Origin of the sequence: Ahrensia marina (genome assembly GCF_001293565.1) — a bacterium.
GTDB lineage: Bacteria > Pseudomonadota > Alphaproteobacteria > Rhizobiales > Rhizobiaceae > Ahrensia > Ahrensia marina.
On sequence record NZ_JXMU01000025.1, the window covers coordinates 43,629 to 56,916 of the forward strand.

A 13,288-nucleotide genomic window follows, 5' to 3' on the forward strand; every position below is an offset into this window, starting at 1 on the left:
TTTTATATGCGTTAGAATTTCCTAGCGCGGCAGGATGGATGATCCCATCAGGAATTCATCCACGGCCCGCGCCGCCTGACGTCCTTCACGGATGGCCCACACAACCAAGGATTGGCCGCGGCGCACATCGCCTGCAACAAACACCTTATCCGCAGACGTTTTGTAATCCTTGTCATTGGCTTTTACAGAGCGGTTACCGCGGCGGTCGGTATTCATCTCGATAGCATCGCCAAGTTCGCTAACCACGCCTGTGTCTTCCAGCGGGCCGGCAAAACCAATCGCAATGAAGGCAAGGTCAGCGCGGATATAAAATTCGGAACCCTCAATCGGTTCGCGCTTTTCATTCACTTCACAGCACTTCACATGCGTTAGCTGGCCTTCTTCGCCGATAAATTCCAGTGTCGCCACCTGAAATTCGCGCGTTGCGCCTTCTGCCTGAGAAGAAGATGTACGCATTTTGGTCGCCCAGTATGGCCAGACAGTCAGCTTGTCTTCCTTCTCCGGCGGCTGCGGGCGGATATCAAGCTGCGTTACTTTAACAGCGCCCTGACGGAATGCTGTTCCAACACAGTCAGATGCCGTATCACCGCCGCCGACAACCACAACATGTTTGCCCGATGCCAAAATAGGCTCGGATCGCCATGCAACGCTTTCAATCGATGCTTCCTTGCCAACACGTTTATTCTGCTGAACAAGGTAATTCATAGCCGGATGAACACCGAACAATTCGCCGCCCGGAATACCGGCTTCGCGTGGCACCTCCGCACCGCCGCAATAAATGATGGCATCAAATTCGGCTTGCAGTTCCTCAACGGTCTTATCGACACCAATGTTGACATTGGTATGGAACGTCACGCCCTCGCCTTCCATCTGCTTGGCGCGGCGGTCGATATGGTGCTTTTCCATTTTAAAATCAGGAATACCGTAGCGCAGTAAACCGCCGATACGCGCCTCACGTTCAAAAAGATGAACGTCATGACCAACGCGCGCAAGCTGCTGGGCAGCGGCCAGCCCTGCAGGACCGGAGCCGATAATCGCGACTTTCTTACCTGTTTTCTCATCCGCTATTTGCGGCTCGAAGAAACCGAGCTCTTCTGACTTGTCAGCCAGTGTTTGCTCAATCGTCTTGATTGTTACCGGCTCGTTTTCAAGATTAAGCGTACAGGCTTCTTCGCACGGCGCCGGACAAATACGGCCTGTAAACTCGGGAAAGTTATTCGTGGAAAGCAGGTTTTGAACCGCTTCTTCCCAATTATTATTGTAAACCAGATCGTTCCAGTCCGGAATCTGATTGTGGATCGGACAGCCGGTTGGTCCATGACAATAAGGCACACCGCAGTCCATGCAGCGCGCTGCCTGTTTAACAACCTCGCTGTCATCCAGCGGAATAGTGAATTCCTTAAAATGGCGGATACGATCCGAAGCCGGCGCATATTTGGCCGTCTGACGGTCAATTTCCAGAAAGCCTGTCACTTTACCCATCTTAAAATTCCTCTCTTGCCAATACAACCGCAGTGCCCGACACCGAAACCATCAACATGGATCCGCTATCACCCGCTGTTATATTCTCATAATCTATATCCACACCGATGACCGCATCAGCACCTAGCCTTTGTGCTTCTGCTTCCAACTCGGCTATGGCAATTTCGCGCGCCTCGCGCAGCGCTTTCTCATAGGCACCGGACCGCCCGCCGACGATATTTCGAATACCGGCAAAGAAATCCCGAAAGATATTGGTGCCCAGAATGGCTTCTCCGGTCACCACACCTTTGTAGTCGACAATACGCGCACCTTCTATGGAATTTGTCGTTGATACAATCATGACTTACTCCGCTGCGACCATGCCGCGCATCGCTTCCATTTCTTCCAATGCACGACGATATTCCACCGGCATCACTTTGCGGAATTTAGGGCGGTATTCTTCCCAATTATCCAGAATGTGCGATGCCTGTTTCGAACCGGTATACATTTTATGGTTCGTGATCAGTTGAAGCAGACGCTCTTCATCATGACGTGTCATATCACCGGACACATCAACGCGGCCCTTATGCGCCAGATCACCGCCATGGTGATGCAGCTTTTCAAGAATGTCGTCTTCTTCCGGCACCGGCTCAAGCTCAACCATTGCCATGTTACAGCGACGCTCAAATGTGCCGTCTTCATCAAGCACATAAGCAACACCGCCGGACATACCAGCCGCAAAGTTACGCCCGGTATTACCAAGAACGACAACAACACCGCCGGTCATATATTCACAGCCATGGTCGCCGCAGCCCTCAACAACGGTCACCGCACCGGAGTTACGAACCGCAAAGCGCTCACCTGCCACACCGCGAAAATAAGCTTCGCCCTGAATAGCACCATATAGAACCGTGTTACCGACAATAATGCTCTCATTTGCAATAATGTTGGAATCTTCCGGCGGGCGCACAACAATACGGCCACCGCACAGACCTTTACCAACATAGTCATTGCCATCGCCGACCAGATCGAATGTGACACCACTCATCAGGAATGCCGCGAAACTCTGCCCCGCAGTACCGTTGAGCGTGACATGGATGGTGTCATCACGCAGACCTTTATGGCCAAAGTTCTTGGCAACGGCACCTGAAAGCATCGCGCCGGCAGAACGATCCACATTGTGAATAGAAGTTTCGATTTTGACAGCCTGCCTGCTTTCAAGCGCAGGTTTAGCCTGTTCGATCAACTTGCGGTCAAGGATGTCGTCAATCGGATGTTTCTGACGCTGGGTCCAATAAGTCTCCGACTTGTCCGCTTCAGGCTTGAAGAACATTTTTGCAAAATCAAGACCTTTGGCCTTCCAGTGCTCGATCAATTGAACCTGGCTAAGCATCTCGCTCTGCCCGATAATATCATCAAGCTTGCGATAGCCCATCGCGGCCAGCCATTCGCGCACTTCTTCTGCCACATAGAAGAAGTAGTTGATCACATGCTCCGGCGCGCCTTTAAAGCGTTTACGCAATTCAGGGTCCTGTGTTGCCACACCAACCGGACATGTATTCAGATGGCATTTACGCATCATGATACAGCCTGCAGCGATCAATGGCGCTGTCGAGAAACCGAACTCATCCGCACCCAGCAAAGCGCCGATAATCACATCACGGCCTGTTTTCAGACCACCATCAACCTGCAGTGCGATGCGCGAGCGCAAACCGTTCATCACAAGCGTTTGGTGTGTTTCAGCCAGACCCATCTCCCAAGGTGAACCGGCATGTTTCAGTGATGTGAGCGGAGAGGCGCCCGTGCCACCGTCATAACCCGATACTGTAATATGGTCAGCCCGTGCCTTGGCCACACCGGCAGCCACTGTGCCAACGCCCACTTCAGAAACCAGCTTGACCGAAATATCGGCTGCCGAATTCACGTTTTTCAAATCATAGATCAGCTGCGCCAGATCTTCGATTGAATAAATGTCGTGGTGCGGTGGCGGTGAAATCAAACCAACGCCCGGTGTTGAATAACGGGTTTTTGCAATCGTCGCGTCAACCTTGTGACCCGGCAACTGTCCGCCTTCACCCGGCTTGGCGCCCTGTGCAACCTTGATCTGGATCATATCCGCATTGACAAGATATTCTGTCGTCACACCGAAGCGGCCTGAAGCCACCTGCTTGATGGCAGAGCGCTCCGGGTTTGCCTTACCATCTGGTGTCGGCATGAAACGGTCTGGTTCTTCGCCGCCCTCGCCTGTGTTCGATTTACCGCCAAAAGCGTTCATCGCTCGTGCAAGTGTTGTGTGTGCTTCGCGTGAGATCGAACCGAAACTCATCGCACCGGTTGAAAAGCGCTTAACAATATCGGACGCCGGTTCCACCTCATCAATTGAAATCGGATTGTCCGATTTCTTGATCGAAAACAGACCGCGAATAGTATTCGCCCGCTCGGATTCGGCGTTTAGCTCGGCTGCAAATTCCTTATAGGTGCTATAGGAATTCTTGCGCACGGCATGTTGCAGGTTCGCCACCGCGCCCGGTGACCACGCATGGTTTTCACCGCGCATACGGTAAGCATATTCACCGCCCACATCCAAAGCATTGCGCAATACCGGATCATCGGAAAACGCAAGCGTATGGCGGCGCACCGTTTCTGCGGCAACTTCTGTCAGACCTACGCCTTCAATCGTTGTGGCAGTACCAAAGAAAAAGCGGTCAACAAATGACTGGCTCAAACCAACCGCATCAAAAATCTGCGCGCCGCAATAGGACTGGTAAGTCGAAATGCCCATCTTGGACATGACTTTCAAAATCCCTTTGCCGATTGATTTCATGTAGCGCGTTACAACTTCATGCGGATCAACTTCCGGCGGAAACTCGCCCTTCTCATGCATATCGAGCAAGGTATCAAATGCCAGATATGGATTGATTGCTTCGGCGCCATAACCGGCAAGCAGGCAGAAATGATGCACTTCGCGCGGCTCGCCTGTCTCAATCACAAGACCAACAGATGTGCGAAGCCCTTTACGGATAAGATGATGGTGCACAGCCGCCGTTGCCAGAAGCGCAGGGATCGCGATGCGGTCCGCCGCAATTTTCCGGTCTGAAAGGACGATAATATTATAGCCGCCATGAACAGCCGCTTCCGCGCGCTGGCATAGTTTTTCAATCGCCGCTTCCATTCCCTCGGCACCGTTTGATGCCGCATAGGTATAATCGATGGTCTTGGTATCAAACAGATCTTCGGTATGACCGATGGAGCGGATTTTCTCCAAATCACCATTGGTCAGGATCGGCTGGCGCACTTCCAGACGCTTCTGTGACGATGTGCCCTGCAAGTCCAGAATATTGGGACGCGGACCGATGAAAGAGACAAGACTCATCACCAGTTCTTCACGGATAGGGTCGATCGGCGGGTTGGTCACCTGCGCAAAGTTCTGCTTGAAGTAAGTGTAAAGCAGTTTCGACTTGTCACTCATCGCAGAGATCGGCGTGTCGGTTCCCATGGAACCAATCGCTTCCTGTCCGGTGGTCGCCATCGGCGCCATCAGGATTTTTGTGTCTTCCTGCGTGTAACCAAATGCCTGCTGGCGATCGAGCAGAGACGCATCTGTGTTTGGCTCACGCGCGGCAACCGGCTTGAGATCTTCCAGAATAAGCTGCGTGTCTTCCAGCCATTTTTGATAGGGGTTTGCTTCAGCCATCTGCTGTTTGATTTCAGCATCGGAAACAATTTTGCCAAGCTCCATATCAATGAGCAGCATTTTGCCCGGCTGCAAACGCCATTTGGTAACGATGCGCTCTTCCGGCACTTCAATGACACCGGCTTCAGATGCCATAATCACAAGATCGTCCTTGGTGACGATATAGCGCGCAGGACGCAGGCCGTTACGGTCAAGCGTCGCGCCGATCTGGCGGCCATCGGTAAAGGCAACTGCAGCCGGTCCGTCCCACGGCTCCATCAATGCGGCATGGTATTCGTAGAACGCTTTGCGGCCCTCATCCATGGAATCATTGTTTGACCACGCTTCAGGAATAAGCATCATGACAGCGTGAGGCAGCGAGTAGCCGCCCTGTACAAGAAACTCCAATGCGTTGTCGAAACATGCCGTATCGGACTGGCCCTCATAGGAAATCGGCCAAAGCTTTGCGATCTCATCACCAAAAAGCGGCGAGGAAACAGAAGCCTGACGCGCGGCCATCCAGTTAACATTGCCGCGCAGCGTGTTGATCTCGCCATTATGCGCCACCATCCGGTACGGGTGGGCAAGCTTCCAGCTCGGGAATGTATTTGTCGAGAAGCGCTGGTGAACCAAGGCGACAGCAGTTTCAAAGCGCGGATCAGTCAGGTCTTTATAGTAAGGCCCGACCTGATCGGCTAAGAACATGCCTTTGTAAACGATGGTACGGCATGACAAAGAGACAATGTAGAAGCCATTGTCACGGCCTTGCGTTTCATCAAAAATACGGTTCGAGATTACTTTGCGCAGAACGTAAAGGCGGCGCTCGAACGCGTCTTCATCCAACCCTTCAGGGCAGGCAAAGAACACCTGAACATGATAAGGTTCGCTTGCCGCAATTTCCGGCGCTTTGGATAGCTTGTCATTATCGACAGGCACATCGCGCACGCTAATCAGCTCAACACCTTCCGCCAGAGCACATTCGGTAATAATGCCCATACAATGCGTTCGCAGCGCTTCATCCTGCGGCATAAATATATGCGCGACAGCATAGGCACCTGCATCGGGCAAAGAAACACCGTCCTCTGCCAGCACCTCGCGGAAAAACACATCCGGAATCTGCACCAGCATACCGGCACCATCGCCCATCAACGGGTCAGCACCCACAGCGCCGCGATGCTCAAGGTTTTCCAGCATCGCCAGACCTTGGGCAACAATATCGTGAGACTTCTTGCCCTTCATATTGGCAATAAAGCCAACACCGCAGGAATCATGCTCGTTGCGTGGATTATATAGACCCTGCGCGGCAGGCATACCGCGATTAACCGTATCTTTCTTCGCCGTGGCTGTGCGTTTGTCCGCAGTCAAACCGCGTTCAGTTGCATCTAAAGATGGCGTCACTTTCGTCATCATAACCCTCCGGCATATTTAAAGATGGTCCGCGCGGACCGTTCGACATACTCTGCCCCAAAACAACAAAAACACCCACATAATATGTGGCAATGCGGCGTAACTTGTCCCGTCACCGGAGATATCCAGTGGCGTCCTCAAGTCAATCGCCTTGTTGGAGTTTTTGCGCCCAAAATTTAGGCACGTAATTGTGAAATCACCAATGGTGAGCCACAAATTCCAAATTAGGACAGCATTGCTGACCTGATCTATGGCAGACTTCTAAAAAAAAACAAGGCACGACATCGGCGTTGGAGACCATTTTTTTGTTTGCTGCCGAAAAAACCAAAATAAGGCCGCATTTCATCTGATTTTGCGTGACTTAATGCCGTTATTTTGTGCATAACCCAGCAAATTCACGGGCATTTCGGAGCATTTTACTATGTTTTTTACATCGGACAACTGGGCAGGTGCCCATGAAACGATTGCAAATGCCTTGGTAAAGCAGGCAGACACATTCCAGCCCTCCTATGGCATCAGCGAAACTGACCGCGCAGCGCATGAAAGCATCAATCGGCTTTTTGAACGCGAGGTTTCCACCTTTTTCGTGGCCACCGGAACTGCCGCCAATGCGCTGGCGCTCGCCTCGGTCAATAGACCCGGAGGCATCGCCTTTTGTCACTGCGAAGCGCATATATTTGAAGATGAATGCGGCGCGCCTGAATTTTTCACCAATGGCGCACGCCTCAGACCCGTTGATGGGCCGTTGGGCAAAATTGACCCTTCACAACTGGCAAAAGCACTGGAGCAATTTCCGCACGGCTCGCTCAATTCAGGACAATTGATGGCGGTCTCCATTACTCAGGCAACCGAGGTTGGCGCGCTTTATACACTTGAAGAAATCAGGGAAATATCAAAAATTGCCAAGCAATACGGCCTTCCGCTGCATATGGATGGCGCAAGATTTGCCAATGCAATTGCTGCGACAGGCTGCACGCCCGCGCAAATGACATGGGAAAGTGGTGTCGATATCTTGTCGTTCGGCGGCACAAAAAACGGATGCTGGTGTGCAGAGGCACTCATTTTCATGGATCCGGCACGCGCCGACGGCGTTCCTTTTTTGCACAAACGTTCGGCACATCTGTTCTCAAAATCGCGGTTTGTGGCCGCACAATTTGATGCCTATCTGAAAGACAATCTTTGGCTGGAACTGGCTGGACATGCCAACAAAATGGCGAAACTGCTCGCGCAGGAAATAAGTGCCAGCACGACAATGCGTCTGGCCTGGCCCTGTGAGGCCAATGAGGTTTTCGCCATTATGAAGAAAGCCCATGCTGAAGAAGCACAAAAGGCCGGCGCTCATTTTTACGACTGGCCCGCTCCCCGCGGCATGGAAAGCCTTGTCGCTGATGATGAATATCTTGTTCGCCTCGTGACAAGCTTTGCCACGAAACCTGAACAAATAGCGCAATTTGCCGAACTGATTTAAGTTTTGGCTTGGTTATTGGGCCTGTTCACCATTCTGTGAGCGGGACGTGCGAGAATCTCGCATCCTCTTCATTTCCTTTTGATGGCGTTTTTTGAAACTCTGTTGATGACCGGCGCGGAGGCTACGGTCGAGAAATAGCAATCAAAAAATGACACAAAGGAAGTTACTCATGTCTAATGCAGTCAAATCCACAGTATCAGCAGCAGTTATGGCGTCAGCAGTTGCAGCAGCAGTTGCAGGCGTAAATCTTGGCACAGTCAGCGAAGCGCATGCAGCAAAAGAAAAGTGCTTCGGCGTTTCACTTGCAGGCCAGAACGACTGCGCTGCAGGCCCGGGCACAACATGCCAGGGTACATCAACAGTCGATTATCAGGGCAACGCATGGAAATATGTTGAAGCCGGAACATGTGAAACAATGAGCGTTGGCGACAATAAAAGCGGTTCTCTGACAGCTCTCACACGCGATGTACCTGCTTAAGTAGATCGCCCACAACTTGTTGCAAATCGGAGATATACACTATGACATCTTGTCCCCCCCTGCGTCATCGTGATGAAGCCTCGCCAGTATCGTCTGAAGGCTCACACTCTCGGTTTGCAACAAGACTGAAAGATAAACTGGCATCGGCATCAGCCGGTGTCGGTTTTAAACATGATCACCTCGACGCCATTTTAGACAATCCCGGCGATGTGGGTTTTCTGGAAGTTCATGCCGAAAACTATATGGGCGATGGCGGTTATCCGCACCGCACATTGGAGCGTGTAAGACAGGATTTCCCGATTTCCCTGCACGGTGTCTGCATGTCCATTGGCGGACCGGACCCGTTGAGCAAAGACCATTTACAGCGCTTTAAAGCATTGGTTGACCGCTATGATCCTGCCATGATTTCAGAACACTTGGCCTGGTCGACCCATGAGGATGTTTTTCTCAACGACTTGCTGCCTTTGCCCTACACGAGCCAAACGCTGGCCCATGTCTCAGATCATGTAAACCAGATGCAGGACATGATGGGATGCCAGATGTTTCTCGAAAATCCGGCCACCTATGTGCTCTTTGAAAACTCGACGATGAGCGAAACAGATTTCATGCGCGAGATCGTGAAGCGCACCGGATGCGGGCTTTTACTCGACATCAACAACGTCTTTGTTTCTGCAACCAACCACAAATTTTCCGCTTTGGAATATCTGGACGCATTTCCGCTTGAACATGTCGGTGAAATCCATTTGGCAGGTCATACCGAACAGGAAGACGACGAAGGCCAGCCACTGCTGATCGACAGCCATAACCGGCCTGTCTCTGATCCGGTATGGTCTTTATATGAAGACGTGATTGAAACGGCCGGATGTATTCCCACCCTTGTGGAATGGGACTCCGAACTGCCTGAATGGCCGGTACTACGCGCCGAGGCAGGCAATGCAAATACAATTTTAAAACGGGCAAAGCGGATGCACGAAATGGCACCGCTCGGAAAACGCCATGCTAGTTCCGTTTAACATCATGACCCGCGACTCATACCAAACCAAAGCTTTCGCTGCCGGTATGCTCAATCCTGACGCGCCAAGGCCCGGCGAAGTCATCGGCCCTAACGGCAAAGCCGCAAACAAGCGCTATGATGTGTATCGCAATAATGTGACGGTCAGCCTTATCAATGCCGTTGCCGATATTTATCCGGCGGTGCAAAAAATTGTTGGCGAGGAATATTTCCGCGCCATGGCGCGTGAATATGTGCGCGCACACCCGCCCAAATCACCTTTGCTTTTCTTGTATGGTCAGAACTTTGGCGATTTCATAGATGGTTTCGAGCCTGCCAAAAAACTTCCCTATCTTGGTGACGTGGCCCGTATCGAGCGCGCCTGGCTGACTGCCTATCACGCAGCAGATCTGCCGCCACTCGATCCTGCTCAACTGAGTCTGGTAGAACCGGAAAGACTGGCAGAGATTTGCTTTCAGCCGCATCCGGCAAGTTTCATTATCAGCTCTGATTATCCAGCCCATGATATTTTTCTCATGAATCGCGGTTTCATGGAACTCAGCAAAGTTGACATGGACAAACCGCAAGCACTCATGATGACGCGGCCGCAGACGGACACGCGACTCATACTCTTAAACAAGAGCGAACATGTTTTCATGAACGCAATTCTAAAAGGCAGTTCTTTGGGGGAAGCTGCGACATTGGCCACTGAAGCTGACGCCAATTTTGATCTAAATCACAACCTGCAAATGCTTCTGGCGACCGGAGCGACCACGCAAATCCTACTGGACAGCAAAGGGGTATCACAATGACCACAATTTTCGAACATGAAGAAAAAACAGCCCCGAGCGACGACACTGCGCCAACAGGCATTATTGGCAAAGCATCGAATTTAATCCAATCCGTTGCACAAAAAGACATAACCCAGTTGGTATTGCGCATTGCCGTTTCCGTTCCGTTTTGGAAATCAGGCGATTTGAAATGGGACGGCTTTCTTCAACTGTCTGAAATTGCGCCGCTCTTGTTTGAAAACGAGTTCCAGTTGCACATTCTAGGCAACACATACCCGTTCCCGTTCCCTTATGTTTTTGCTTTTGGTGCCGGACTTGGCGAAGTCATTTTGCCGGTATTTTTGGTTCTCGGCATATTCACACGATTTGCAGCGTTCGGTATTCTAGGTATGACTGCTGTCATTCAATTGACAGTGCCAACCGGCTGGCCGGTTCACCTGACATGGGCGGCAATGGCACTTGCTATTATGGCATGGGGTCCGGGGCGTATTGCTGTCGATCATTTCTTAAAGCGTATCTATCGCTAGGGCCTCAAGACATTCGCACAAAAAAGCCGCCGGATGACCGGCGGCTTTCATCAGTTGGCAATACGATTAGTTGGTCGCTTTTGCCTCAATCTGCTTCGCGCTATCATCGCCTGCTTTGGCGATTTCAATTTTGCGCGGTTTCATTGCTTCAGGCACTTCGCGCGCCAGATCAATGTGAAGTAGGCCGTTTTTCAACCTGGCACCTTTCACCTCGACATAATCGGCAAGCTGGAAGCGGCGTTCGAAAGCGCGCGATGCAATGCCACGGTGCAGCATTTCGTGCTTTTCAGAACCTTCTTCCGGTGTTTGCGCTGCCGCAATCTTCAGCACGTTAGGACGGGCTTCGATGGTGATGTCATCTTCACCGAAACCGGCGACGGCCATCGTAATGCGGTAGGCATTTTCATCGATACGTTCGATATTATAAGGCGGGTAAGTTTGTCCGTTTTCTGGCTGTGCAAGTGTATCAAGCATTGAAAACAAACGGTCAAAACCAACAGTTGAGCGGTTTAAAGGTGTAAAATCTACATGACGCATTAGGTGTCCTCCTTTGAGCGACATATGGCGATCATACCTGCCGGTATAATCCCCTTAGTTTGCGATATTTGACCTGAAACACCCGTATTTGGCGTGCTTCTCGTGGCCAGCAGACCCACAATTGGCGTCTGCTCCCATAATTTGGTGATGGCAAAATCCTGTTTCAAGACCTTTTTTTTTACAAGAGGCAAACACCCCGTATTTTTATGAATGGAAAATGAACAGCGCCTTCCGTCTGGGTTCAGGGGCAAAATGTTTAATTGGTTTTATCGACGGAACTGGCCAGACAATTCAAAGGCCGGCTCCACTAAAAAGGAGACGACTGATGAAAAAATTTATTATTGCAACTGCACTACTGGCCATGGGCGCAACAAGCTTTACCGCTCCTGCTCAAGCCGCACCTTTGCGCGCTGAAACAGCGCTAACAACAACGCTGGATGTCACAAAGGCACACTCTCCCAAACGTAGAGATTGGCAGAAACGCGTCCACCGTGCACGCATACTAAATCCGCGCCAGGTAGTACGGAAACTTCGTCACCGTGGTTTCCGCAATATCAGAAACGTACGCTACAATCATGGCCGCTACTATGCCGTTGCAAGAGGGCGATATGGCCCTGTGCGCCTGACAGTCAGCGCAAAGACCGGTCAAGTGATCACACGTGAGCGTATCCGCAAGCACCGCCGAAACAATGAATACCGTCACGGTTATCGCGGTCAGCGCAACGGCTTCAGCTTCACATACACATTCCGCTAACGCGAATTTGAATTAGCTGGACTGTCCTGTCCCTTCCTGTCCGGCTATAAAACCGGAGACGAGCAATTGTCTCCGGTTTTTCTTTGACCTTTGAACAGGTTAAACCTATCACTGTGACATCTGAAACCGAGCTTTCCGCACAACAATGACGAGCCTCCTGAAAATCGCAAGCAATCTCGGCCCTGAACCGGATATGCTGGATATGCTCGAAACGGATGACGGGTTTAAAATTCGCTTCGCGGTGTTCAAGTCGAAAGAAAAACCAAACAACGGCACCATCATTCTGCTGCAAGGGCGCAATGAAGCCATTGAGAAATACCTGGAAACCATTGCTGAACTTGTAGAGCGCGGTTTTGATGTCGTTACATTTGACTGGCGCGGACAAGGAGGCTCGACAAGATTTTTCTCCGATCACCGCCGCGGCCATATTGATAGCTACGAGCAATATAGTGACGATCTGGAATATGTGTTCCAAAATATTGCTTTACCTGAATGCCGCGCACCGTTTTATATCGTTGCTCATTCGACCGGCTCGTTAGTCGCGCTTTACTGCGCGCCGCGCCTTAATAACCGTGTCCGGCGCATGTTGCTCAGCTCACCGTTTTTGGGCGTTGGCGAAGAGATATTAAGCGAAAATCAGGTTATTTTTCTATCGAGTATTTTTACGTTTCTTGGGCTGGGCGCAATGCATATGGGCGGCAGCCGTTACGGCATTGCAGCCATGCCGTTTGAGAAAAACCGTGTCACAACAGATCGCGAACGCTACGCCCGCAATCAGGAATTGATGAACCCAAGTCGCGGGCTTGGGCTGGGCAGCGCGACAGCAACATGGCTGCACGCTTCCATGAAAGCCGTTCAGGCCGTTCGCCAAAGCGAACATATGGCCCAGATTCACATACCGGTTTTGCTCATAAATGCAGGGGCAGACCGCGTTGTCTCACGCGCGGCCGTTGAGGATTACGCGCACCGTATCCGTTCCGGATCATTGATCACAATTGACGGCGCGCGCCACGAACTCATGCAGGAAGCAGACACCTACCGCGAACAGTTTTTCGCAGCACTTGATGCTTTTATACCCGGCTCACCTGACTAGACCATTCTGGCCGGAGATTGCTCTAGAGCGTGTCTGCTTTTCACTGAATCATATCCGCGCTCTAACTCTTTGATTTACCGCATGTCCGAGCGGAAAACCGGTTCCCAC

Annotated in this window: 11 protein-coding genes; 7 read left to right on the forward strand and 4 right to left on the reverse strand. The window is 51.3% G+C overall.

The window, feature by feature from the left end; translation table 11 throughout:
• Window positions 1-21: 21 nt before the first annotated feature.
• Genes SU32_RS14510 through gltB form a run of 3 tightly spaced genes read right to left on the reverse strand, consistent with a single transcriptional unit; the run spans window position 22 to window position 6,541 of the window.
• Window positions 22-1,482 (reverse strand): glutamate synthase subunit beta, encoded by a 1,461-nt coding sequence (locus SU32_RS14510; RefSeq protein WP_054000097.1) that lies wholly within the window; start codon window positions 1,480-1,482, stop codon window positions 22-24.
• A 1-nt stretch (window position 1,483) separates the two neighbouring features.
• On the reverse strand, window positions 1,484-1,822 hold the full coding sequence (locus SU32_RS14515; RefSeq protein WP_054000098.1) for a heavy metal-binding domain-containing protein: 339 nt from the start codon (window positions 1,820-1,822) through the stop codon (window positions 1,484-1,486).
• Between the two features lie 3 nt (window positions 1,823-1,825).
• A complete protein-coding gene (gene gltB / locus SU32_RS14520) occupies window positions 1,826-6,541 on the reverse strand; it encodes a glutamate synthase large subunit (RefSeq protein ID WP_054000099.1) in 4,716 nt (1,571 codons plus the stop codon).
• Between the two features lie 421 nt (window positions 6,542-6,962).
• Between gltB and SU32_RS14525 the strand changes: the two genes are divergently transcribed.
• The 5 genes from SU32_RS14525 (at window position 6,963) to SU32_RS14545 (ending at window position 10,796) form a co-directional block, all read left to right on the forward strand.
• Complete coding sequence (locus tag SU32_RS14525) at window positions 6,963-8,009, forward strand: threonine aldolase family protein (protein WP_054000100.1); 1,047 nt, start codon at window positions 6,963-6,965, stop codon at window positions 8,007-8,009.
• 169 nt (window positions 8,010-8,178) lie between these two features.
• Entirely contained in the window at window positions 8,179-8,487 is a 309-nt protein-coding gene (locus tag SU32_RS14530; RefSeq protein WP_054000101.1) for a BufA1 family periplasmic bufferin-type metallophore, read from the forward strand.
• A gap of 41 nt (window positions 8,488-8,528) precedes the next feature.
• On the forward strand, window positions 8,529-9,500 hold the full coding sequence (gene bufB, locus SU32_RS14535) for an MNIO family bufferin maturase (RefSeq protein WP_054000102.1): 972 nt from the start codon (window positions 8,529-8,531) through the stop codon (window positions 9,498-9,500).
• Window positions 9,484-10,290, forward strand: coding sequence for an HvfC/BufC N-terminal domain-containing protein (locus tag SU32_RS14540; protein WP_201454965.1), 807 nt, complete (start codon window positions 9,484-9,486; stop codon window positions 10,288-10,290). The genes bufB and SU32_RS14540 overlap by 17 nt, the downstream gene beginning before the upstream one ends.
• Window positions 10,287-10,796, forward strand: a complete 510-nt coding sequence (locus SU32_RS14545; protein ID WP_082376787.1) for a DoxX family protein — start codon at window positions 10,287-10,289, stop codon at window positions 10,794-10,796. The genes SU32_RS14540 and SU32_RS14545 overlap by 4 nt, the downstream gene beginning before the upstream one ends.
• A 66-nt stretch (window positions 10,797-10,862) precedes the next feature.
• On the opposite strand, the gene SU32_RS14550 is transcribed toward SU32_RS14545, so the two are convergent.
• Window positions 10,863-11,333 carry an Hsp20 family protein gene (locus tag SU32_RS14550; RefSeq protein ID WP_054000104.1) on the reverse strand — a complete coding sequence of 157 codons (471 nt, stop codon included), beginning with the start codon at window positions 11,331-11,333 and terminating at the stop codon, window positions 10,863-10,865.
• Between the two features lie 325 nt (window positions 11,334-11,658).
• On the opposite strand from SU32_RS14550, the gene SU32_RS14560 reads away from it, so the two are divergent.
• Together SU32_RS14560 and SU32_RS14565 are read left to right on the forward strand one after the other, a co-directional pair.
• Window positions 11,659-12,087 carry a hypothetical protein gene (locus SU32_RS14560; RefSeq protein WP_054000106.1) on the forward strand — a complete coding sequence of 143 codons (429 nt, stop codon included), beginning with the start codon at window positions 11,659-11,661 and terminating at the stop codon, window positions 12,085-12,087.
• A 145-nt stretch (window positions 12,088-12,232) separates the two neighbouring features.
• Window positions 12,233-13,180, forward strand: a complete 948-nt coding sequence (locus tag SU32_RS14565) for an alpha/beta hydrolase (protein ID WP_054000107.1) — start codon at window positions 12,233-12,235, stop codon at window positions 13,178-13,180.
• Window positions 13,181-13,288: the final 108 nt, after the last annotated feature.